The organism is Bacillus mesophilus, assembly GCF_011008845.1.
Taxonomy (GTDB): domain Bacteria; phylum Bacillota; class Bacilli; order Bacillales; family SA4; genus Bacillus_BS; species Bacillus_BS mesophilus.
In genome coordinates this window covers 698294-721073 of sequence record NZ_JAAIWM010000001.1, presented here as the reverse complement: position 1 = coordinate 721073, position 22780 = coordinate 698294, and the positions used below count along the sequence as shown (strand labels likewise).

At 36.4% G+C, this 22780-nt stretch carries 22 protein-coding genes and 1 pseudogene; 12 read left to right on the top strand and 11 right to left on the bottom strand.

From position 1 onward, the window contains the following. Positions 1-87 precede the first annotated feature (87 nt). The 3 genes and pseudogenes from G4D63_RS22350 to G4D63_RS03620 all read right to left on the bottom strand — a co-directional run. Positions 88-345: pseudogene (locus G4D63_RS22350) on the bottom strand (transposase); the annotation flags it as partial. Positions 346-599: 254 nt separating this feature from the next. Continuing rightward, positions 600-1697: an ABC transporter ATP-binding protein gene (locus G4D63_RS03625; protein WP_163177773.1), complete on the bottom strand. Its 1098-nt coding sequence runs from the start codon at positions 1695-1697 to the stop codon at positions 600-602. A 123-nt stretch (positions 1698-1820) separates the two neighbouring features. After that, the gene (locus G4D63_RS03620; RefSeq protein ID WP_163177771.1) at positions 1821-2711 is read right to left on the bottom strand and encodes a PucR family transcriptional regulator; all 891 of its coding nucleotides are present in this window, start codon (positions 2709-2711) and stop codon (positions 1821-1823) included. Positions 2712-2999: 288 nt separating this feature from the next. On the opposite strand from G4D63_RS03620, the gene G4D63_RS03615 reads away from it, so the two are divergent. Beyond that, positions 3000-3356, top strand: coding sequence for a hypothetical protein (locus G4D63_RS03615; protein ID WP_204559005.1), 357 nt, complete (start codon positions 3000-3002; stop codon positions 3354-3356). A gap of 678 nt (positions 3357-4034) precedes the next feature. Here the strand turns inward: G4D63_RS03615 and G4D63_RS03610 are convergent. The 6 genes from G4D63_RS03610 to G4D63_RS03585 all read right to left on the bottom strand — a co-directional run bounded on the left by G4D63_RS03610 (position 4035) and on the right by G4D63_RS03585 (position 9606). Then, positions 4035-4220, bottom strand: a complete 186-nt coding sequence (locus G4D63_RS03610; protein WP_163177769.1) for a hypothetical protein — start codon at positions 4218-4220, stop codon at positions 4035-4037. A gap of 57 nt (positions 4221-4277) precedes the next feature. Then, entirely contained in the window at positions 4278-4490 is a 213-nt protein-coding gene (locus G4D63_RS03605; protein ID WP_163178386.1) for a YheE family protein, read from the bottom strand. Between the two features lie 123 nt (positions 4491-4613). Next, the gene (locus G4D63_RS03600; RefSeq protein ID WP_163177767.1) at positions 4614-5780 is read right to left on the bottom strand and encodes a YheC/YheD family endospore coat-associated protein; all 1167 of its coding nucleotides are present in this window, start codon (positions 5778-5780) and stop codon (positions 4614-4616) included. Continuing rightward, complete coding sequence (locus tag G4D63_RS03595) at positions 5777-7141, bottom strand: YheC/YheD family endospore coat-associated protein (protein ID WP_163177765.1); 1365 nt, start codon at positions 7139-7141, stop codon at positions 5777-5779. Before G4D63_RS03595 ends, G4D63_RS03600 begins: the two co-directional genes overlap by 4 nt. A gap of 15 nt (positions 7142-7156) precedes the next feature. Next, positions 7157-8230 (bottom strand): YheC/YheD family endospore coat-associated protein, encoded by a 1074-nt coding sequence (locus G4D63_RS03590; protein ID WP_163177763.1) that lies wholly within the window; start codon positions 8228-8230, stop codon positions 7157-7159. Next, complete coding sequence (locus G4D63_RS03585; RefSeq protein WP_163177761.1) at positions 8227-9606, bottom strand: YheC/YheD family endospore coat-associated protein; 1380 nt, start codon at positions 9604-9606, stop codon at positions 8227-8229. Before G4D63_RS03585 ends, G4D63_RS03590 begins: the two co-directional genes overlap by 4 nt. 110 nt (positions 9607-9716) lie before the next feature. Here G4D63_RS03585 and G4D63_RS03580 point away from each other — a divergent pair, with 110 nt between their 5' ends. The 5 genes from G4D63_RS03580 to G4D63_RS03560 all read left to right on the top strand — a co-directional run bounded on the left by G4D63_RS03580 (position 9717) and on the right by G4D63_RS03560 (position 15226). Next, positions 9717-10853, top strand: coding sequence for a DUF445 domain-containing protein (locus tag G4D63_RS03580; protein ID WP_163177759.1), 1137 nt, complete (start codon positions 9717-9719; stop codon positions 10851-10853). Between the two features lie 92 nt (positions 10854-10945). Next, positions 10946-11299: a YlbF/YmcA family competence regulator gene (locus G4D63_RS03575; RefSeq protein ID WP_163177757.1), complete on the top strand. Its 354-nt coding sequence runs from the start codon at positions 10946-10948 to the stop codon at positions 11297-11299. Between the two features lie 432 nt (positions 11300-11731). Beyond that, positions 11732-12619 (top strand): YitT family protein, encoded by an 888-nt coding sequence (locus G4D63_RS03570; RefSeq protein ID WP_163177755.1) that lies wholly within the window; start codon positions 11732-11734, stop codon positions 12617-12619. 100 nt (positions 12620-12719) lie between these two features. Continuing rightward, positions 12720-13574 (top strand): Cof-type HAD-IIB family hydrolase, encoded by an 855-nt coding sequence (locus G4D63_RS03565; RefSeq protein ID WP_163177753.1) that lies wholly within the window; start codon positions 12720-12722, stop codon positions 13572-13574. A 134-nt stretch (positions 13575-13708) separates the two neighbouring features. Further along, positions 13709-15226 (top strand): coproporphyrinogen III oxidase, encoded by a 1518-nt coding sequence (locus G4D63_RS03560; protein WP_163177751.1) that lies wholly within the window; start codon positions 13709-13711, stop codon positions 15224-15226. 100 nt (positions 15227-15326) lie between these two features. Here G4D63_RS03560 and G4D63_RS03555 read toward each other — a convergent pair whose 3' ends face one another. Further along, positions 15327-15869, bottom strand: a complete 543-nt coding sequence (locus G4D63_RS03555; RefSeq protein ID WP_205603755.1) for a DUF420 domain-containing protein — start codon at positions 15867-15869, stop codon at positions 15327-15329. Positions 15870-16081: 212 nt separating this feature from the next. Here G4D63_RS03555 and G4D63_RS03550 point away from each other — a divergent pair, with 212 nt between their 5' ends. Next, on the top strand, positions 16082-16849 hold the full coding sequence (locus G4D63_RS03550) for an enoyl-CoA hydratase (RefSeq protein ID WP_163177749.1): 768 nt from the start codon (positions 16082-16084) through the stop codon (positions 16847-16849). 304 nt (positions 16850-17153) lie between these two features. On the opposite strand, the gene G4D63_RS03545 is transcribed toward G4D63_RS03550, so the two are convergent. Next, positions 17154-17339, bottom strand: coding sequence for a YhzD family protein (locus G4D63_RS03545; RefSeq protein ID WP_163177747.1), 186 nt, complete (start codon positions 17337-17339; stop codon positions 17154-17156). Positions 17340-17469: 130 nt separating this feature from the next. Between G4D63_RS03545 and G4D63_RS03540 the strand changes: the two genes are divergently transcribed. The 5 genes from G4D63_RS03540 (at position 17470) to G4D63_RS03520 (ending at position 22651) form a co-directional block, all read left to right on the top strand. Next, positions 17470-18372, top strand: a complete 903-nt coding sequence (locus tag G4D63_RS03540) for an ABC transporter ATP-binding protein (protein WP_163177745.1) — start codon at positions 17470-17472, stop codon at positions 18370-18372. Further along, positions 18365-19612: an ABC transporter permease gene (locus G4D63_RS03535; protein WP_163177743.1), complete on the top strand. Its 1248-nt coding sequence runs from the start codon at positions 18365-18367 to the stop codon at positions 19610-19612. The genes G4D63_RS03540 and G4D63_RS03535 overlap by 8 nt, the downstream gene beginning before the upstream one ends. 114 nt (positions 19613-19726) lie before the next feature. After that, the gene (locus G4D63_RS03530) at positions 19727-20137 is read left to right on the top strand and encodes a GyrI-like domain-containing protein (RefSeq protein WP_163177741.1); all 411 of its coding nucleotides are present in this window, start codon (positions 19727-19729) and stop codon (positions 20135-20137) included. A 335-nt stretch (positions 20138-20472) separates the two neighbouring features. Beyond that, positions 20473-22032 (top strand): malate:quinone oxidoreductase, encoded by a 1560-nt coding sequence (locus G4D63_RS03525; protein WP_338023894.1) that lies wholly within the window; start codon positions 20473-20475, stop codon positions 22030-22032. A gap of 163 nt (positions 22033-22195) precedes the next feature. Further along, the gene (locus tag G4D63_RS03520; RefSeq protein WP_163177737.1) at positions 22196-22651 is read left to right on the top strand and encodes a GNAT family N-acetyltransferase; all 456 of its coding nucleotides are present in this window, start codon (positions 22196-22198) and stop codon (positions 22649-22651) included. Positions 22652-22780 lie beyond the last annotated feature (129 nt).

Sequence of the window (22780 nt, the reverse complement as noted above, 5' to 3'; positions counted from 1 at the left end):
TGGGGAGGGAGCAATGCTCCCTCCCCATTTTGCCTTTCTTCTTGATGTTCATTGGTTTATACCGTCTTTATTTTCAACTTTTTGATACTAATTCATCACCTTTATCATTCGCTTAAGGTTTAATGCAAACGCCGAAAAGAGACATTGCTCATGAATTTTTTCAATGCCACTTTTATAGGTTTTATAAAGGTTGTGTTTAATTTTCATAGTTCCAAAGGAACCTTCACACCAAACTCTTCTTAATTTTTGAACAAGTTTGTATTCCTTTGTTTTTGCCCTCTGTATATTTTCTTCTAATAATTCATGTGCAATCGGACGAGAAATGGTTCTCCTAGTTGCAGTCTTTCCAAAGCATTTCTAATACATTTCCATTTTGTTGTATATAAAAGAAAAATCGATTTTTTCATTAATTTGGCGAAGAATATGATTCTAAGGAACAAAGGTATTTAAATCAATAAACTCCATTTTGCTTTGATAATCATCTTTACGACCCATCATAAGAAATTCCCTCCAAATAAAAAACCTGTATAGAATAAATTCTACACAGGTTTTCAAATTTCCTATCAGATTGTCAACAGCCCCATTATGGGCTATTTTTATTATCTAATGCGTAGTTCAGACTCTTTATCAAAGAAATGAGATTTGTTCATATCTAAAGCTAATTCAATACTTTGGTTAGGCTTAATATCTGTACGTGAGTCAACACGTGCAACAAAGCTAGTACCTGCAATAGTAGAATATAGCATAGTTTCAGCACCCATTAATTCAGCAACTTCGATTGTAGCCGTAATTGCTGTTTCTTGAGAAGATTGGATGAAGACAGGCTCGTCATGAATGTCTTCCGGACGAATCCCTAGTACAACCTCTTTATTTACATATCCTTGTTCACGAAGTGTTTTCATTTTTCCTTCTGGAACTTTGACACTTACTTCGCCGATTTTAAATGCTCCATCAGTAAGAGTTCCTTCAAAGAAGTTCATTGCTGGAGAACCGATAAAGCCACCAACAAAGATGTTTTCAGGCTTCTCATACACATCTTTAGGAGCTCCAACCTGTTGAATAATACCATCTTTCATAACAACAAGACGCGTAGCCATAGTCATTGCTTCTGTTTGGTCATGAGTTACGTAGATTGTAGTAGTTTGAAGTCTGTTATGAAGTTTTGTGATTTCTGCACGCATTTGTACACGAAGCTTAGCATCTAAGTTTGATAAAGGCTCATCCATTAAGAATACTTTTGCATCACGAACGATTGCACGTCCTAAAGCAACACGCTGACGTTGTCCACCAGAAAGTGCCTTTGGCTTACGATCTAAATATTGCTCAAGACCTAAGATCTTTGCAGCTTCTTGAACGCGACGTTCAATCTCAGGCTTAGGTATTTTACGAAGCTTAAGACCAAATGCCATATTATCATATACGTTCATATGAGGATATAGAGCATAGTTTTGGAAAACCATCGCGATATCACGATCTTTAGGAGCTACATCGTTTACACGACGCTCATCAATGAAGAAGTCACCTTTTGAAATTTCCTCTAAACCTGCGATCATACGTAATGTAGTCGACTTACCACAACCTGAAGGACCTACGAATACGATAAATTCTTTATCCTGAATATGAAGATTAAAGTCAGTTACTGCTGTTACTTTATTATCATAAATTTTATAGATATTTTCTAAACGAAGTTCTGCCATTTTGTGAATCCTCCCTAACTTAATCAATTTCTTGTCCTTATTGTAACCTAGGGGATTCTTATAGAAAACGTGAATAGTGCACAAAAAATGCGCTTACATTTTGGGCATGTATACAAATTGCCCCTAATTTTGGCTGATAATGGCTAAGTAAATGACAAGCGCACCATCAAATGACTTAATATCTACTCCTGTTTTATCAATAAATTTATCTACCCTATACTGCAGGCTATTGCGATGCATGAACAACTTTTTTGCTGCCAATGAAACATTTAAACCATTTTCAATATACACCTTGATGGATTGTAAATCTTCAGCAGAAAAATCCTTTACCAAGCTCTCAATTTTATATGTAGTGTCTTCACTAGTTTCCTTTAACAAAACGTATGGAATCGTTTCATAAAATCGATATATGTTCTTATTTTTGATTTTTAATTTTGAGAGCTGAAAACAACGTGTTTCCCAGTTGTATTGGTCATGGATGGAATTAGATACTGAAAAAGTCGCACCTATATAAAAATACAAATCTGTATAAAAATCAGTGGTTATTGCATTTTGTAGGTCAATGAGTTCTTCTAATTGAATCATGTCTTGTTTAATTTGTTCCACAATTACACCACTATTTGGCCCTATCCAAATAACCAATGGTTCAATAAGTGAAAGAGAGGAGACAGCTTCTTCAAAAGGAATACGATCTACCTCTGTTTGGATATAGAAGTGAATAAGTCTAAACATACTATTCTCATCGTATTGTTGAGATAAAGATTGTATGGTAGTTACATCATTATTAAGAAAGATATTTTTCCAAAGTGTTTGCTGTGGAGATTGGTTTTGATTACTTGTAGAAATAGGAGTAAGAAAAACCGAAAGCAGAGTACGGTCATTTTCGGTTAACTCATCCTTTAGGATTGAAAGGTATAGCCCGTTTTCCAATCTATAATATTCATATTGCTCCTGAAGAGAGAGTGAATCTTGTACACGCAAGCTAGGAAATTGAATTTTTAATTTATCTATCATTTGATTGTTTCCTTTTTTGTTCTATTAAAGATGATACGAAAACTGGTGTGATACACTCTTTAACAGATTTTATTTTTTGGCTGTAGTCATAATAAATTTTACAAGCCTTTTATTTATTATAACAACACCTATCTAAAATAAAAAATCTTGAGAACAAGGTAGAAAATTAGTAGGCATACACCTAATCATTTTAAATCTAAGGCATACGCCCAAACCATTTATCTTACTAATCATAGGCTGTAGTGTTGTAAAACAAATTGGGTTTAGAAATGAAAGGGGAACTGTTCAATGTATAGAAATGCTTATCGTGCACCAGTACAACCACAACAGAGACACATTGGTTTTGGCGGATTAGGTGGTCCTCTTACAACTGGACTAATAGGAGCAGGATTAGGGTTCTTAGGAGGAGAATTACTGGACGGACCAGATTATCCAGGATACGGACCAGGACCTGGCTTTGGTGGTTACGGTTATCCAGGTGCACCAGGACCTGGCTTTGGCGGATACGGTTACCCAGCAGCACCGGGAGTAGGCTTTGGTGGATACGGAACACCAGGCGCAGGTTATGGTGGATACGGAGCGCCAACACCAGGATTCGGCGGACCAGGTTATGGAGGATTCCCAGGATTTGGTCCTGGTTTCTAAATAATAATATTAAAACTGAAGATATCATCATAAAAGATAAAGGCGTGAAATCATAGAGGTTCACGCCTTTATTTTTGGCTCTTTTCTAAAACATTGTTGCTTTTCAATCCAAAAATTCTCCTTTTTATCTGTAAAATCGAGTTTTACTAGTTAGAAAAGAGCAACTTTCTTTATTTAAAGCACGGGACAATGTACTACCAAGTAAAAATCCGGCTTTTAGGATTTTTACGAAAGCAACAATCTATACGAAATAGCCTTATCTTTTTAACTAGACCCTCAAAAAGGGACTAATCCCAACAGACTAGAAATAGGCAAAAATCCCATTTATTTAAAAAATGGTTACTTATCCTATTTGTCATATAAGAAAGTAAAGGTGATAGGGAGGAGTCTAAAAAATGGGAGAAGTTTTAGAATTAAGAAGGTGAATAATGAAGGAACAGAAAAACTAGTGGGTACTTCAAAAAATAAACAAGAAGATTATAATTTAGTTTTGAGGCATTTTCAGGGTCTAATGCTTGATCAGTATCACCAAGATTTTAGGAGAACTAAAAAGTAAAATATAGAAAAGAGTTAAGAGAAAAAGAGTACGAGGTAGTTCCTGTTAGAGAAACCACCAACACAAGGTTTCTTTTTGTTTGGTAAAAAAATAGCCTGGAAATCTCCAAGCTATTCTCCAGTTTATTTATTTGGTGGGTCTTCTTTTGGAAGGTGGATGGTTTCCTCAATGTTTGCCATTTCTTCTCGTTCATGCACAGAACCACCTGATAAACCTTCATTGATCATACGGTCCACATCTAAATACGCTTTTTCCTTCCCTTCGTTAGGAAGGTCATCTCTAAATTTTGCATCTACTTTTTTCTTCATTATAAAACCTCCTCCGTATTTTAACATGTGTAAAATAGGAAGGAATTAAACGAAATCCTACGAATCATATACATGAAATAACATAAGTTCATGAATCTGTGAGACTACACTCGGTAAATCTTCAGAGGAAGGTTGTTCCTCTTTCCAATCTATGCTGCCATCCTTTTGATAGGTTGCTTCGTAGAGATTACCTTTATAGTAAAAGCGGATATACCAACCTGGCAGGGATTGATCTTTAAATAAGGGTTTAAAGTTAAAGTGAGATAGCATCATAATCGCTTCCTTGACATGTTTTAAAGGAGACCCAATTAGTAGGGAATCATCTTTCCTTGCCTTTAGCATATCAGAATATAAGAATTTGTTAAAATCTAAATGTAAAAAAAGTTACTTTTGTTACCTTTTTTCTGAAAGATAACGAAAGTAACGTGTCAAGTTTTCAAGACCTTGGGCTCGAATATCATCCTCATCGAAAACCATTGGCTTTGCGTTAATTTCAAAGATGTAGAGTTCACCAGTAACACTCTTACCCATATCAATCGAGAACTCTCCAAAGGTTCTGCTTTGAGAATTTATAGTATTGCCTATTTCATTCACTATTGAATGAATAGCTATTTCGTCCTCCTGAAAAGGCAGGGATCTAAAAGGAATGATTTTTCCGCCAGCAGGGAGATGTGTTGTAATCTCCTGTTTCTGTGATTGTCTTACCCCAATTCCACTAATAATGAATTCCTTTTTGTTTTTTCGATGAACTAAGACTCGGTAATCAAAACGAGTACCATTCCACTTTAAAGGTTGAATTCCTTGCTGAATGATATAGTGATCCACTATTTTGGGGGATATCCAATTTTCAATTAACTCAGTAGTCTCGATGTTTGAAAATGAATCTTTTACAGTTTCAACCTTCCATTCATTTTTATTAATCTGTTCAACCACAATAATTCCCTTACCCTTTTTGCCACTAGAAGGTTTTAAGTAAACCTTCTTAAATTGTTTCATCATTGAGTAAAAGGAATCTAAGTTGGTTAGATTTTTTGTTACGGGAAGATAGGATACAAGGTGTTCATTTTTAGAAAGCCATTCAAATATTTCCGACTTTTGCAAGAATGAATCGTTAAAGAAAGGAATGTTCCTGATATCACACGCTTCCCTGATGTTTTGAAAACTTCTTTTTGTTTCTTGCCTTCGAAAGGGTATTCTGTTGTAGACTACATTAGGATGAGGAAAGTAGGCATGAATCCATTTGTTATTTTTAAAGTCATATATCGCTGCATGAACTCTGTCAGAATGCCATCCTTTTGGTGTGAAAACATAAGCTAGCCCTCCTTGTTTCTGAAGAGCTAGCTGGATTCGTTGAAAAGCTTTTTCATTGCCAGAAAAGCTTTTAGTTTGATGTTCTCCTGCAAGAATCCCTACTAAAGGTTTTATACTGTGGGTATTAGCAATTGTTATAGCAGTTGAGGCTTCTGAACGTGAGAAGGGAATAGTTACTAATGGTTCCCCCCAAGTAACTGAAATATCTTCATTAACAGTCAGTTGATTTTCACTTAAATATAATTTCATTGATACTGTACCTCAGGGTGATAAATATCTTGGTGTGTTAAATAGATTGCATACGACATGGAGAGTTCACGAGTAAATTTATCTTGTGATCGTAATTTAGGATGAGAAAATATTGCACGGCCCGGTTTAGAGTTTGCCTCAAATAACCAAAGTTTCCCGTCACGATCTAAGCCAATGTCAAAGCCAATCTCCCCTATAAAACCATCTATGTTAGTCGAAATGGCCTCACTAAGCGCTAAGACGGTAGAGTCGAATTGTTGTTGTAAATCATGTCGCTTACTAGTGTCTGGAAATAGTTCTTCCATCGTTTTGACCATTCCACCACTATTTAGGTGGGTGGTTACACTTCCACGACCTGCTACTTTGGCACCAATTGCAGTAACCTGCCACTTCCCATTATGATCTCGATTCGTATGAATTCTAAAATCTAGTGGTCGATTTTCGTAGCGAACTAAATGTATACCTTGTTGAACAATATACTGCTGCATGCTTCTATTTCTAAATATATATTGAATTAATTTCTCAAGGGAATAGAATCTCTGCAGACGGTTTTCCTCTCCATCTTTATATCTACAGTAAAAGGACGAATCATCCTTGGAGGCAACAACCTGAAAGATTCCTAAGCCCAAACTCCCATTGGAAGGTTTGATATAAACAAATTTATGACGCTCTAACAGGGCTTTAATATCTGCTACAGTAGGGGCGGAGATGGTTTCTGGTAAATAGGTTGATAGCTCATGATCCTTTGAGAGTAGTTGGAAAACCTCCCACTTATTAAAGAAACCTGGATTGTACCAAGGGATTAAATATTCATCCTTCAATCTCTGTTTGATTTTCTTTAACGCATGGTGACGCTCTGAACGTCGATTTGGTAAGCGGTCATAGATGACGCTAGGTAAGGGAACTTCTTGCTGCTTCCAACCTTCCTTTTCATCATAAAAGTAGCCGTTTACCGTACCTTCATTCCAGTCAATTAGATGTGCCCCGAACACATAAGCACAAACACCAACTGACTTTTCCATCGTTAATAACTTTGCAAAAAAGAGTGAACGTTCCCCTATAGGTCGTAAAAGGGATTCTGTAAACCCAGCAGTAAAGATTCCAACGAGTGGACCGACATATAAGGTATCATGATCATGAAAATAATGAAGGGTGCGGTTAGCAGGAATATTAAGTTCTTCTAAAAGGTTTTTACTTATATAGATCGTAGTTTTGTCCTGTTGCTTTTTAGTTATAAATTTACACGGAATTGTTTTTGTTCCGAAGCCAATACTTCGTAAAGAGGTAATGTCAAATTCTTTTGAAGCTTGAAGAGTACCTTCAATTCCTGATAGCTCTTTAATAGTTATTTTGGAATTCATGATATCCACTCTTTTCTAGTTCGTTTTTGTTTTTTGCTGTTCCATGTAATGAATGTAGTGATAGGGAGCTTGATATAAACCAATGTTCGAAGTAGGGGAACTACTAGTAATAACTTTCCGACCAGGCTTTGAATTGATATCAAGTAGCCAGACAGCTCCTTCTTCTGTTACTCCGATATCGAGTCCTAGCTCAAATAATCTACCGAACCTTTCTTCAAGAAGAGGTGGAATAAGCTTTATAATTGAATTAATCTCCTCTTGTATCAGTTCTTTTATAGGTGACTGATAATAAGAAAGAATAACTGGAAATGGGATCACTTCTCCTCCATTGTGAAGATTGGAGACAATCCCTTTTTCACATCCCATTCTTACTCCTCTGCCTTGTTCAATCCAATCTCCTTGCTCATTTTTCTGAAGAAGGATTCTTATGTCGAATGGCTTCTCTTTATGTTGTAATGGTAAGAAATTCTGCCCAATAAAGGAGGTTTCTCTTAAGAGAGAGTCTATAAAACGCTTAAAGTCTAACTGATTGGCAAAAGATTTATGAATTGATTTACCTCGCTTTTGAGTGTGGACAGTAATTTCTTTCGCTAACAGCTGGATATGAATCACTCCATTACCTTGTGAACCATTCACGGGCTTGATCATAATCGATTTTTCTTTCCTTAAGAGTGTTTTTAACTGTTGAAAGTTTTCAATCTGAATAGTGGTAGGTAAGTAGGAAGAAATAGAGTTCTGCTCACATATTGATTGATAAACCTCCCATTTATTTGGTAAACCATAGCCTAGAAAACAAGTACCAGGTCTCTGTTTCAGCCATTTCACGATGGGTTCAGCTTTTTTGGAAGAAGGCTCAGGTTGATAAAAGCAGCGATCATATAGGTAATCTGGAATGGGAAATACGTCAGACTCCCATTCTTCTGTTGACTCATTGTAGGTTAGACCGTGCACCAATTCAGTAGATGGGTCAATATCTAAAGGGGTAAAGCGAAAGAATGATAAACCCTTTCCCTTTAATGCAGTTGCAACCTCAGTAAAATAGGCCAGCTCTTGATGGCGTTTGATGGTAAGAAAACCAAGAGAAATCATGATAGTTCGCTCCTTTGGAAAGGGTTTGATAAATACATGCAATATTGAATAACAGCCTTTGCTGATGGACGAACGATAAAAAAAGAAGTAGGAGAATCCAGGTTTTTGGATGGCTTTGTATTTACTTCAATAATCCAAGGCTTTGCTTGTTGATCTAAAGCCAAATCAATTCCTAATTCACCAAATAAACCTTCCTCCGACTGTCCAATCGACGAGGCTACTTCTACTGCAAGCTCATGTAACATTTTATTCACATCAAGGGCTGTTTTAGTATCAAGAAGGTCTTTTAATACTTTATGAACCTTTTGGATTTCTCCGCCTCTAGCCAAATTTGAAACAAATTCATTAGGAGAAGAGATTCTTGCCACTGAAGATGTAACCTTCCAGCTATTACTTTGGTTCATATGACATAGGAAACGAAAGTCTAAAATCCTGTCTTCATAGGTTAGCAATTCTATGCCTTGTTGTATAATGGATGCCTGTTTTGCTAGTCGAGGTTTAATACCTTGAAAAAGCTCAAGTATCTCATCATACTTCTTTTCGATGTCTCCATTAAAGGTCGTATAATCAAGCAAATAGTGATCATCTTCATTTTCGATTCTAATAATTTTCTTTCCCTGACTTCCATGAATCGGTTTAATAAAGACTTGTTCATGCTTCTTTAAAAAGTGTTCTAACTGATTAATATTTAGTAGTAATTCGGTTTCTGGTAGATAGGGTAGAAGATGCTCATGCTGAACTAAATGCTGGTGTGATTCCCACTTATTTAGAAAATGATCATTAAAAAAGGGAATCTGTTTATCACGTAACAAGGAAAATAGTGCTTCAGCTGTTGCTGATTTCTCTCTTTTCCTAGAGTGAATCCGGTTATGAACAACATGAGGAAGTGGGACGAGAGTGAGTTCCCATTTCTCTCCGTTCCAAATATATCCCTGAACCTCAAGTGTATTCACATTCAATGCTTTTAATGAAAATACGTAAAAGAGGACATGGTTTTCCTGGCAATAGACAGACAGTTCTTTTGCAAAATCATGGACCGAACCAAATGAAGGACCACTTTCTGTTTCCCTTGTTTCTGTTAATAGTCCAATCACAAGTCCTAACGAAAACATTCCTGCACTTTCATGATAGAAAAGCGTTAGATTTTGGTTGTTGGTTGATAGCTTGAGTTCTTGAAGCAGCCTTGAATCCATTCCTATCCCTTTAATTGAAGAATCAGGAAAGAACACAACGTGCGTACTATAGTTTCCACATTGAAAATGATATTTTTTTCTAAGGGAAAGTGACCAGCTTAAAAAAAGCTCTTCAGATATGTTAATTACATATGGATTTTGGATGTCTTGACTGATAACCTGTACTTTTTCACTAAAGATCATATTCAACCCTCATTTGATTGAGAAGATAATAAACCCTATAATAAAATAGGCACTTGCTGATATCGTATCGTATGAAGGATCGCTCAAGATGGTGAAAGAAAGGTGATAATATGAAGGATCTGTTCATGATTGGAATGATGGTTGTAATTGGAGCAATAATAGGTGGTTTTACCAATCACCTGGCTATTCAAATGCTCTTTCGACCACATCATCCTATATATGTAAAAGGAAAACGACTTCCCTTTACACCCGGTTTAATACCAAAACGAAGAGAAGAGCTAGCTGTACAGATGGGGAGATTAGTAGTAGAACATCTAGTAACGGCAGAGGGATTCAAAAAGAAATTTACAGATCCTACGTTTATTGGTGAAATGAATGAAATCGTCAAAAGTGAGAGTAACAAGCTTTTTGAGACAGATATGACGATAAAGGAGCTTCTTAAAAAACTAAATATTCAGGATGCTGATACAAAATTAATGATCAAGGCAGATCGATTTCTTGAAGAAAAACTTGAAAAATTTTGGGACGAGCATTCCTCACAGAGTATCGATGAGTTGATACCGGCTAGTCTAATCAGTCGCATTGATCAAAGTATTCCTTCTATAAGTCTTTACATATCCAATAAAGGTGTTGAATTTTTTCAAAGTGAAGTCGGAAAGCAAAAGCTTAAGAACATGATTGATGATTTCCTAGCAACGAGAGGGATGCTTGGCAATATGGTCACCATGTTTTTAGGGCAAGTAAGCCTTGTAGAAAAGGTTCAGCCTGAAATTATTAAATTCCTTAAGCATGATGGAACAGTCCAAATTCTAACTTCTTTAATAGAGGAAGAATGGAATAAGCTAAAACGTAAGAGAGTGGATGAGTTTTCAGACATCCTTAAAAAAGAGGAACTCGTTTTCACTGTAAGACAGAAAATAGTAAAAGAACTGAACATCTCTGCTCTGTTAGAGCGTCCGGTTTCTGAATTGCTTCTACCTGTAAAAGAATTAATCATTGAAAAAATTGCTCCAGCGATTGTAAAGTTTGCGGTCTTTTATTTAGCGAAGAACTCTGACAAGATCCTTCAAAAACTCAGAGTGGAAGATATGGTTAGACACCAAGTTGAAGGCTTTTCAGTCGGAAGATTGGAAGATATGATCTTATCCATTTCAAAAAAAGAATTTAAAATGATTACCTTTCTAGGAGCGCTACTGGGTGGGTTAATTGGACTGCTTCAAGGAGTTATTGTATGGCTTATAGGGTGAAATACACAAAAAGGTTTGTTATAGTTGTAGGAGACTGAACGTATGAATAATTTAAGTGCGTGGTCATTTACATAATTTGAGGAGGGACCTACATGTCTACCAATTTACATGATGTAGCATACGAATTAGAAAAGGCTGTTAGAAACAGCAATGAATTTCAGGAACTAAAAAAATTATATGATGAAGTGAATGCAGACGAAGCAGCGTCGAGACTTTTTACAAGCTTCCGCGATATGCAACTACAGCTTCAGCAAAAGCAAATGTCTGGTATGGAAATTACTCAACAAGAGGTTGAACAGGCGCAACAACAAGTGGCACTAGTTCAGCAACATCCGACAATTGCACGTCTAATGGATACCGAGCAGCGTATGAGCGTGTTAATTGGTGAACTAAATCAAATTATCATGAAGCCTCTAGAAGAATTATACGGTCCAATGGGATCATAATAGGAGAACCTCGCAATGGAAATGTTGCGAGGTTTTTTTATTTAATGGAAGGGTATGCTTATTTACAGACGTCAGTATAGGGTTTACTGGTATATTTAAGAATTTTTAACTAAAATAGGGTGATTTTGAGTCAACCTAATCTTTGGTTTAACCTTTTATGCACCGTATTTCGAAAATGTGCGCCAAACTTCAACTCTTATGCGTCAAAATTGAAATATATGCGTCTAATCCTGACTTTTATGCGTCACTTTTCTAAAATATGCGTCTGTTGCTACTAACTGAACTTTGAGCAAGTGGTAGCGCAATGAAACCTCATCTATGTTGATCACTAACCAAATATTCATCTATAATTTTTACAACAAACGAAGCATCTGAAAATAATATAGACTAACATAGTGTTATAATTAAAATAAATGATTACTTCAGGGAGGGATGGAGTTGGAAGTTGCAAAAAAACAAACACAACATAAACATACGTCTTTGATTAAGATTTTTAAACGAGGTTTATTTATTTTATTAGGCTCTATATTAATGGCTGCAGGACTTGAATTATTCCTTGTACCGAATAAGATTATTGACGGTGGAATTGTCGGAATATCCATTATCTTATCTTATTTAACTAACATTAAGTTAGCTTGGTTCTTATTCTTCCTCAATCTGCCTTTTCTGTACATCGGATATAAACAAATTGGTAAAACCTTCGCATATTCTACCTTGTTTGCTATCATCGTTTTATCCTTCTCAGTAGCAGCGCTCCATAATGTGGAAGTAGTGACAACAGATCCGTTATTGGCTACAGTTTTTGGAGGTATCACACTCGGGATTGGTGTCGGTATTGTTATTAGATATGGCGGTTCATTAGATGGTACGGAAATTTTAGCAATCTTGTTCAATAAGAAATTACCGTTTTCAGTCGGTGAAATTATTATGTTTTTTAATATTTTCATTTTAGGTAGTGCTGGATTTGTGTTCGGTTGGGATCGTGCCATGTACTCGCTAATTGCCTATTTTATTGCTTTTAAAACAATAGATGTAACCGTAATGGGATTAGACGAGTCTAAATCGGCTTGGATTATTAGTGATCAACACATAGAAATTGGTGATGCGATTATGGCAAGATTAGGTCGTGGAGTAACATACCTTTCTGGGGAAGGGGCCTATACGGGAGATGATAAGAAAGTAATCTTCTGCGTTATTACACGATTAGAAGAAGCTAAACTAAAATCAATTGTGGAAGAGCTCGATTCTGGGGCGTTTCTCGATGTAGGTAATATCGCCGAGGTAAAAGGTGGACGCTTTAAAAAGCGAGATATCCATTAAGGTGTTATAAATTGTCCTCTCTTTAAGGCAAGTTCTATTCCCTTGAAAATTAACATAATTTAAGGATATATGACTAGACCTTTGAAGGGAGAAGATAGTGATGTACTATCGGATGCTGGCATTAAACATAGATGGAACGATCCTTCGTTCAAACGGACGGCTTCAAAAGGGTTTAAAAGAAGCGATTGACTTTGTGAAACGTAGAGGAGTTTATATTACTTTAGTAACTAATCGGAATTTTCCTTCTGCCAAAAAAGTGGCAAAGGCTTTAAAAATCGATGGTTTACTAGTTACACATGGAGGAGGATTTATCGCTACATCGGTGGATGCGCCTATTATAGATAATCGTATACCAGAAGAAAAGACCTTTAATATTGTCCAAGTGTTAGAAAACTTTGATTGTAATATCCGATTATTACATGAAAGGTATTCCCTTGGTAACCGAGTTCATCTGCAAAATAATATGGTGGCAAGGGCAGTATTTGTAACGGGTGATCCGTTGTTTTATCCCATGCAATTTGTAGAATCATTGGGCGATTCTCTTCGTGACTTTCCAGTTTCAACACCTAAAATAGACGTTTACTTTGAAAAGCATGAAGAGTTGGAAAGAGCACAGACAACTTTAGAGCATGCCTTTGAAGGGGTTCACCTTTATTCTGATGCACCTCTTAAACTTGAAATTGTCTCCAAGCAGGTTTCAAAAAGGGACGGCCTAAAGCTACTTGGTCAATATTTAGGAATAGATTTTTCTGAGATGGTTGTGATTGGGGATTCAATCAGTGACCTAGAAATGATTAGAGAAGCCGGATTAGGAGTAGCAATGGGAAATGCTCCTATAGAGGTAAAACAAGCAGCTGATTGGATTACTAGGAAAAATGACCAAAACGGAGTTCCCTATATGATCATGTCTCATTTTAGAAAACAATTGTCCATAACACACTTAAATAATAAATGATAAAAGGTGCTGGCGTAGGTCAGCACCTTTTCTGTATGCACTTTAGAGTTTCCTAGCGTAAAGTTATGAAATTGACCTACCACTCATCCTTATGTACACTTAAGTAAGCTTTTTAAATAGAAAGGTGATTTGCTTTGAAAATCCAATTAGATGGTATAAAGGATGACAGATTTGTAAGACCGCTCACACATATTGTTCAGTTGTTTTTTGAAGAAGCGGATCTACACTTTGAGATGATTGATTCCCCTGAGTTTACTGTTCACATTGATGTTACTGAGGGCGATCATACTATACGTGCAAATGCGATGGGAATTTTACATTCAACTGCCAAACGATACGAGGCAACTTTTGAACAAAACGTTTCAGCGGAAGAAACAGAGAAAGAGCGTTTTCGACTTATCAAGAGCACTGTTTCTTACGTGTTATTAAGCGTTTTGGAAGAAGTAACTGGTATGGTGCAGCAGTGGGGGATTTTAACTGGAGTAAGGCCAACAAAGCTACTTCATAAAAAGCTACAAGAAGGAAAGTCGAAAGAGGCGGCACATGCAGAGCTAAAAGAGGATTACAAGATTCAGGATCACAAAATTGCATTAATGCAGTCGATTGTAGATCGTCAACTCGATGTTGTACCTGACTTATACGATCTTGGTAAGGAAGTTAGTATTTATATTGGCATTCCTTTTTGTCCAACCAAATGTGCATACTGTACATTCCCTGCATATGCAATAAATGGAAAGCAAGGAAAAGTAGACTCTTTCTTAGGTGGTTTGCATTTTGAAATCCGAGAAATCGGACGATGGCTGAAAGAAAATAATATTAACATAACCACCATTTATTACGGAGGCGGCACACCAACGAGCATAACTGCGGAAGAGATGGACTTGCTGTATGAGGAAATGTACGAATCTTTTCCATCAGTTGAAAAGATTCGGGAAATTACTGTTGAAGCGGGAAGACCTGATACCATTACACCAGAAAAACTTCAGGTGTTGAACAAATGGAACATCGATCGAATCAGTATTAATCCACAGTCTTATATACAAGAAACATTAAAAGCTATTGGTAGACACCATACCGTAGAGGAGACGATTAATAAGTACCATTTAGCAAGGTCGATGGGCATGCACAATATAAATATGGACTTAATTATCGGCTTACCTGGAGAAGGATTAGAGGAGTTTCAATACACGCTAGACGAGACGCAAAAACTTATGCCTGAGTCACTAACTGTTCATACTCTTTCTTTTAAAAGAGCTTCTGAAATGACTCAAAATAAAGAAAAATACAAGGTTGCTGATCGCAATGAGATAACAAGAATGATGGAGCTAGCAACAAACTGGACTGCATCTAACGGATATACACCTTATTATTTATATAGGCAGAAAAACATTCTTGGTAATCTTGAAAACGTCGGTTACTCCTTGCCAGGTCAAGAAAGTATATATAACATCATGATCATGGAAGAAAAACAAACCATTATTGGGTTAGGCTGTGGAGCATCCAGTAAATTTGTTCATCCTGAAACAGGAAAAATCACACGTTTTGCAAATCCTAAGGATCCGAAGTCCTATAACGATGGATTTGAACAATATACAAAAGATAAAATAATCATCTTAAATGAATTGTTTGATATAAACAAAACGCAGGTCTAAAAAATTCATGTGAAGAACGCTTGAAAACTCGAAAGCACCTCCTTGATAGATAGAAATCTAACAAGGAGGTGCTTTCAGGGATTAAGCGTTTTTTATATTTTTAATAATATGGCGAAATCATTAAATAAACAAGGATTCCTGTCAAACTGACATATAACCATAAAGGCATAGTCCAGCGTGCAATTTTTTTATGACGTTCATTTTCCATATTCCAGGCTCTTGCTACAGATGTTAAGGCAAGGGGAACAATAACAGCTGCTAAAATGATATGGGTGATTAGTATAAAGTAATAAATGCCAGCCATTATACCCGTACCACCATAAGAAGTTGATTCAGCAATAAAATGATAAGTGACATAAGAAAGAAGAAATAGAGTAGTAGAAATAAACGCTGCATAGATTAACCGGCGATGCAGTGTCACCTTTTTATTTAAGATGGCTACTAAAGCTCCGACTAAGAATAAAAATGTAAAACTATTAAAAATGGCGTTCATTAATGGTAGGATTTTCACATCAAAAGCAGTGAAGTTATCTACTCCAGGAATACCAGCTAGTACTAAAACCAACACATTAATAACAACGGAGATGATAATGATAGCTGGTTTATAGTTGCGCGTTTTTATTTGAGGAATCTGATTGTCCAATTTTTAAACCTTCCTTTCATGCATATATCAATATTTATTATACATTAAAAATATAAGACTGATAGACTATATAAATTTTCCTATTGCCTAGGCAGTCGAACCCCATAGCTTAGAGTAATGAAACAAACAATAACTTTATATTATAAAAGGAAATAACTCTCATATATAGAATAAGTAGTAGTATATATGTTTGATCATTAGGAGGAGAATTTATGTCTGGAACAGTTTTGCTTGAAAAACATAATGGTGTCATTACGATTACTTTAAACCGACCTGAAGCTTATAATTCATTAGATGTACCTATGTTAGAGGAGTTATTAGAGCTGTTAAATAAGGCTGCCCAAATGGAAGAAAATATCCTTGTTATTAAAGGAAGCGGTAAAGGTTTCTCCGCTGGTGGAGATATCAAAACGATGCTTTCCTCATTTGACACACCGTTCGAATCAATCATGGAGACAATCGGTGCGGTAGTGACGGCGTTATATGAAATGCCGAAGTTAACTATTTGTGCGATTCATGGGGCAGCTGCTGGATTAGGTTTGAGTCTAGCGCTTGCATGTGATCATGTTATGGTAGATGAGCGTGCTAAGGTTGCTATGAACTTTATCGGAATTGGACTAGTACCAGATGGTGGAGGTCATTTCTTCCTAAAGCAGCGACTGGGTGATAAAAAGGCAAGATCTGTTATCTGGGAAGGAAAGACTCTAGCAGCAGAAGAAGCTCTGGAAATAGGTGTTATCGATGAAGTAACAGGCGATTTGGAAGAAGCGGTAACAGGGAAAATTGCAGCATGGCAAGAGAAGCCTGTGCAAGCTATGATTGCCACAAAGTTAATTTATGTAAACATTCAACTTGATGAACTGAAGAGCATCCTTAAATTGGAAACCCATAACCAAGGGAAAATGAGAGTAACCGAAGACCATAAAGAAGGTGTTAGTGCGTTTTTAGAAAAACGAAAGCCTCAGTTTGTAGGGAAGTAGTATAAGAAAACCCAACATTTAATTGAAAGGTTGTTTTCTTTAAAATAGCTTTGTAAAATACTAGAGTTGATTGGAGTGGAAGGCGCTCGACTCCTGCGGGACATAGAGGGAAGTGTGAGACCCCGCAGGCAAAGCCGAGGAGGCTCACATCCCTCCCCGCGGAAAGCGAGTGCCTGCAATGGAAATCAACGGACCAAACCTTAATTGGAGTTTAGTTATAACAGCGATAAGAATTCGGAAACCAGCCTATTTAAACTAAATAAAACGGTCACTTTTTATGTGACCGTTTTCATATGACCAAATATTAACGATGAAAAAGAATTAGCTTACCTGTTGGTGACACACAACGATGTGTATGTTCCTCGTAACCTTTTTCTTTTAATATTGCTTCACCCTTAACTTTTGCATCTGCATCAGTTGACGCATCAAAATTCTCATCTAATAACTTACTACCTGTTTTATCAAAAACCGTAACAGTATAAATCGCCATTTGAAAACCTCCAACCATAATCTTTTACTTACCTATTTATAATTATTTCTCTATAATTCTTAAAATTCCTGCTAAATGATGAATCAATCCTCATTTTGATTCGTAAATAAGGAAGAAGAGGAGGGACAACATGACATTAAAAATTGATAATGTAGTTAAACGATTCGGGAACTTTACAGCGGTCGACCATCTTTCTATAACTATTCCAGAACGAGAAATGTTTGGTTTCTTAGGGGCTAATGGTGCGGGAAAGACAACAACCTTCCGGATGATTTTAGGATTATTAGAACCAACCTCTGGAACAATTAGTTGGAAGGACAGCGTGATTAACTATAAAACAAGTAATATCATTGGCTACTTACCGGAGGAGCGCGGGCTATATCCAAAGCTTAAGGTAAAAGAACAGCTAATATATTTAGGTAGATTACGGGGAATGAAAAAAAATGAAGTGATAAAGGAAATGAAAAATTGGCTTGAACGATTTAGAATTCCTGATTATGAAAACAAAAGAGTGGAAGAGTTATCAAAGGGTAATCAACAAAAGATCCAATTTATAGCATCTGTTATACATAGACCAGATTTACTTATTTTAGATGAGCCATTCAGTGGACTTGATCCTGTTAATGTGGAACTACTTAAAGATGCTGTCATTGATTTGAAAAATGAAGGGACTTCAATAGTATTTTCAAGTCACAGAATGGAGCATGTAGAAGAGCTTTGTGAGCATCTCTGCATTATGCACCATGGTAAACCTGTCGTTCATGGGTCTTTGAGGGAAATCAAGCGTGCGTTTGGAAAGAAGAACCTTTCTATTCAAGCGGATTTTGATTTGTCATTTTTAAAAGCGGTAGAGGGTGTACTAAAGTACAAGGAAAGAAGCGGTGGAATAATCCTACAAGTAGAAAGTGAAGAAGCATCGATGAATATCTTTTCAATGCTACATGGGAAAGGCTTCGTTCGTAAGTTTGAACTAGAAGAACCATCGTTACATGATATTTTCGTTGAGAAGGTAGGTGCTACTTACCATGAATAAATTTTGGATTATCTTGCTTCATACCTATTTAAATAAACTAAAATCAAAATCCTTCATTATTACCACAGCTGTAACTGCTGTTTTAATTCTTGGATTAAGTAATTTTGAGAACATCATAAAAGTGTTCGATAAGGAGGAAGGGAAAAGAGTAGCTGTAATCGACGAGTCAGGAGAGCTATTTCCAATCTTACAGCAACAAATCCTTCTCATAGATCAAGAGCTAGAATTAGACTTATATGATGGTACGATTCAAGAGGCTGAAACGGATGTGCAAAATGGCCAGTTTGAAGGGGTTTTAGTGCTAGCATATAACGATACAGGTCTGCCTGAGGCAGTGTACAAGGCAAATTCTATTGCCAATTCACTAGAGTCTTTGAATCTACAGCAATCCTTGCAACAAGTGAAAATATCGATTGCGACATCACAAATAGGGTTATCAGATGCGGAAATACAGCAACTATATGAGCCAGTATTATTTGAAATGGTTGCTCTTGAGGAAAATGCGAAGACAGAAGAAGAGTTAAACTCGGCCCGTGGTCTTGTATATATTATTTTGTTTATGATTTATATAGCGGTAATCATGTATGCCAACATGATTGCAATGGAGGTTGCAACAGAAAAATCCTCACGTGTCATGGAAATATTGATTTCTAGTGTTTCACCAGTCACTCAAATGTTCGGAAAGATTTTGGGAATTGCTTTATTAAGCATGACGCAATTTAGTATTCTACTGTTAATTGGATATCAATCCATAAAAATGAATTTATCGAATATGGAAAGTGGGATGTTTCAGTTTCTTGGTTTTACTCATTTACCTGTAAGTACAATTGTTTACGCGATTGTGTTCTTTTTACTAGGATATTTTTTATTTGCCACACTCGCAGCGGTACTTGGCTCGCTTGTAAGTAGAATTGAAGATGTTCAACAAATGATTACACCGATGACTTTGTTAATTGTGATTGCTTTTATGATTGCGATGTTTGGGTTAGGAAATCCTGAAAATACGTTCATTACAGTTACTTCCTTTATCCCATTTTTCACACCGATGATTATGTTTTTAAGAGTCGGAATGTTAAATGTCCCAGTTTGGGAGGTTGCTCTAGGGATCGGTATTCTAGGTGGAACCATTATTCTTTTGGCATTAGTTGGTGCAAAAGTGTATAAAGGTGGAGTCTTACTCTACGGAAAGTCTTCTTCATTTAAGGATATAAAACGCGCCATAAATGTGACAAAGAAATAAAAGAAGTAGATTACCTTTTATTTGTATTTTCATATAATGAGAAAGGATGTAAAAAGGTTATGGAAATAACTGTCGAAGATAAAAAAGCGTTCAATTGTGTGGGTGTAAGATGGAGTGGGACATTTTGAACAGGCAGGACAGGGAGTTATTAAGAAATTGCAACAGGAGTTTCGCAACAACCTAGGATCCATTGAGAATGCATGTAATCCAGATATAATTATTGGATTATCCTACCATAATATTGAGAATGGATTTAGCTATTATCTAGCTTTAGAAGTTCCAAACCTTGATGTAATTCCTCAAGGTATGACTGGAATTTCAGTCCCAGCACACACGTCTGCTACTTCACAATATGAAGAAGAAAATGTGCATGAGGTATATAGCGAGGTGTACAATTGGATTGAACTAAATAAGTATGTATTAGATCAAAATGAACTTGAACATTATGAGGAATTTCCTTTTGATTATAATCCGATGACTGACTCGCCAAAGTTGAAGCTTCATATTCCAATCCAGAAAAAGTAACTATAGTTAAGTTTCATGCAAAAATACATCCTTCCGGAGAAAAAAGTGATAGAATACAAGAAGGAAAAAGTCTCAACTGGTAAATATTTTATTAGTTTTAGCATTGGTTTATGATCAGAACTAATGGTAAACTACAAGGTAGGAATATAATACTTCCAGGATAAACTTTTCACTTTTTACCAGCTTTTAAATAGCTTATAATTATCATATAATAGTAGAGATGATTCTTTAAATAAATGAAATTTATTATATCAGTAAATTAATATAGGTCGCACCATGGATTGGTGTGACACCTAAGCAGGAACGCCTACATTCTTTCTGCGAATTTTAGGAATATAAGGAAGGTAAAAATGAGCATAAGAGAAACTAAAACAGACGTTATCTTAATAGGTGCCGGTATCATGAGTGCGACTCTAGGTACACTTTTAAAAGAATTAGTACCGGAATGGAATATTACAGTATTTGAAAAGCTTTCCAAGGCTGGTGAGGAAAGCTCTAACGAATGGAACAATGCAGGAACAGGACATGCGGCGTTGTGTGAACTTAACTATACTGCCGAAAAACCGGATGGTTCTGTAGACGTTAGTAAAGCTATAAAAATTAACGAACAGTTTCAAGATTCAATGCAGTTTTGGTCTTATCTAATAAAAAGCAAGCGGATACAAAATCCACAGGATTTTATTAAAGAATTGCCTCACATTAGTTTAGTACATGGGGAACAAAATGTTTCCTTTTTAAGAAAGCGTTATGAGGCGATGGCAAAGAACCCCCTATTCCAAGGGATGGAATTTTCTGATGATCCGAAAAAGCTTATGGAATGGATTCCGCTTATTATGCAAGATCGTAAATTGACCGATGAACCGATTGCTGCAACCAAAATAGATACTGGAACTGATGTTAACTTTGGTGCATTAACACGTATGTTGTTTGATCACTTGAAAAATAAAAATATCGATTTAAAATATAGCCATAGTGTAAATGATATTAAACGTAAAAATAACGGCCAATGGGAATTAAAGGTACAGAATTTAAAGAATGGTACTGTCGAGCGTCATACGGCAAAATTCGTCTTCATCGGAGGCGGAGGCGGAAGCATTCATTTACTGCAAAAGTCTGGTATACCTGAAGGGAAAAACATTGGTGGGTTCCCGGTAAGTGGATTATTTATGGTATGTAATAATCCAGAGATTGTAGCTAAGCATCATGCAAAAGTTTACGGTAAAGCAAAAGTCGGTGCACCTCCAATGTCTGTTCCGCATCTTGACACACGCTTTATCGATAACAAAAAGTCATTGTTGTTTGGACCATTTGCTGGTTTCACACCAAAGTTTTTAAAGAACGGTTCAATGTTCGATTTAGTTACTTCGGTAAAGCCTGATAATCTGATAACTATGCTGGCAGCTGGTGCCAAAAACATGTCACTGACAAAATACTTGATTCAACAGGTAATGCTTTCAAAAGAACAGCGTATGGAGGAGTTACGTGAATTTATCCCTAACGCAAAGAGCGAGGATTGGGATTTAGTTGTAGCTGGTCAACGTGTGCAAGTAATTAAGGATACCGTAGATGGCGGTAAAGGAACGCTTCAGTTTGGTACCGAGGTTGTTAGTGCTGCTGATGGTTCAATTGCTGCATTACTAGGTGCATCACCTGGTGCTTCTACAGCGGTTCACGTTATGCTTGAAGTGATCGCAAAGTGTTTCCCTGAAAGAATCAATGAGTGGGAACCTAAAATAAAGGAAATGATTCCTTCTTATGGCATGTCATTAATGGAACACCCAGAATTATTGAAAAAAACCCACAGTCATACCTCGGAAACACTAGAGCTAAAAAAAAACCAATTAATCAACGACCTAGTAGATAAAGATACAAAGGTTTTGAATGAAAAATTCTAATTCAATCAGTTAGGTAAAGACCTCCAATCTATAAGGATTGAAGGTCTTTTTCGCATCAGTAAATAGTATAGACGTCCATTAAAAAGGAATATTGTATGATGTTATAGAACTATAAATGAAACATTCATTTAGGTTTTAACATCATCAGCGTAGGAGTGAGATTATGGAAATAAAAATAGATGATTTAACAAGTCCCGAAGTGGCTGAGTTGGTTATGGATCATCTTTGGAGTATGGCACAACTGTCTCCACCAGAAAGTACACATGCCTTAAATCTTGATGGATTAAGAAAGCCTGAGGTTACTTTTTGGAGTGTGTGGGAGGGAGAGGAATTAGTGGGGTGTGGAGCCATTAAAGAACTAGATCCTCATCATGGAGAAATAAAGTCGATGAAAACATCGTCCAAACATCTTAGAAAAGGTGTCGCAAGAAAGATGCTTCATTATATTATAGAGGAAGCAATAAGAAGAGATTATAAACGATTAAGTCTAGAAACAGGTTCTATGGTTGCATTTGAACCAGCAAGGAAGCTTTATGCTAGTTTTGGTTTCGAGTATTGTAAGCCATTTTCTGACTATGTAGAAGATCCTAACAGTGTATTTATGACAAAAGAAATATAGAAAATTGTATTTGTTATGGGTTGGCGTTTGCCAATCTCTTTTTTTATTAATTTCACAGCGTGATAAGAACGTGCATTCGCATTTAGAAGATGGTACAATATGGGTACTTAGAAAGAGGGAAGTGAAAAG

Bases quoted from the DNA above. Each gene is read 5' to 3' on its own strand.
- G4D63_RS03535 (WP_163177743.1), top strand. From the start codon at position 18,365: ATGAATAAATTTTGGATTATCTTGCTTCATACCTATTTAAATAAACTA.
- G4D63_RS03615 (WP_204559005.1), top strand. From the start codon at position 3,000: ATGTATAGAAATGCTTATCGTGCACCAGTACAACCACAACAGAGACAC.
- G4D63_RS03585 (WP_163177761.1), bottom strand. From the start codon at position 9,606: ATGATCTTTAGTGAAAAAGTACAGGTTATCAGTCAAGACATCCAAAAT.
- G4D63_RS03600 (WP_163177767.1), bottom strand. From the start codon at position 5,780: ATGAAATTATATTTAAGTGAAAATCAACTGACTGTTAATGAAGATATT.
- G4D63_RS03595 (WP_163177765.1), bottom strand. From the start codon at position 7,141: ATGAATTCCAAAATAACTATTAAAGAGCTATCAGGAATTGAAGGTACT.
- G4D63_RS03565 (WP_163177753.1), top strand. From the start codon at position 12,720: ATGTACTATCGGATGCTGGCATTAAACATAGATGGAACGATCCTTCGT.
- G4D63_RS03580 (WP_163177759.1), top strand. From the start codon at position 9,717: ATGAAGGATCTGTTCATGATTGGAATGATGGTTGTAATTGGAGCAATA.
- G4D63_RS03575 (WP_163177757.1), top strand. From the start codon at position 10,946: ATGTCTACCAATTTACATGATGTAGCATACGAATTAGAAAAGGCTGTT.
- G4D63_RS03605 (WP_163178386.1), bottom strand. From the start codon at position 4,490: ATGCTATCTCACTTTAACTTTAAACCCTTATTTAAAGATCAATCCCTG.
- G4D63_RS03545 (WP_163177747.1), bottom strand. From the start codon at position 17,339: ATGGCGATTTATACTGTTACGGTTTTTGATAAAACAGGTAGTAAGTTA.
- G4D63_RS03570 (WP_163177755.1), top strand. From the start codon at position 11,732: ATGGAGTTGGAAGTTGCAAAAAAACAAACACAACATAAACATACGTCT.
- G4D63_RS03620 (WP_163177771.1), bottom strand. From the start codon at position 2,711: ATGATAGATAAATTAAAAATTCAATTTCCTAGCTTGCGTGTACAAGAT.
- G4D63_RS03520 (WP_163177737.1), top strand. From the start codon at position 22,196: ATGGAAATAAAAATAGATGATTTAACAAGTCCCGAAGTGGCTGAGTTG.
- G4D63_RS03590 (WP_163177763.1), bottom strand. From the start codon at position 8,230: ATGATTTCTCTTGGTTTTCTTACCATCAAACGCCATCAAGAGCTGGCC.
- G4D63_RS03550 (WP_163177749.1), top strand. From the start codon at position 16,082: ATGTCTGGAACAGTTTTGCTTGAAAAACATAATGGTGTCATTACGATT.
- G4D63_RS03540 (WP_163177745.1), top strand. From the start codon at position 17,470: ATGACATTAAAAATTGATAATGTAGTTAAACGATTCGGGAACTTTACA.
- G4D63_RS03610 (WP_163177769.1), bottom strand. From the start codon at position 4,220: ATGAAGAAAAAAGTAGATGCAAAATTTAGAGATGACCTTCCTAACGAA.
- G4D63_RS03625 (WP_163177773.1), bottom strand. From the start codon at position 1,697: ATGGCAGAACTTCGTTTAGAAAATATCTATAAAATTTATGATAATAAA.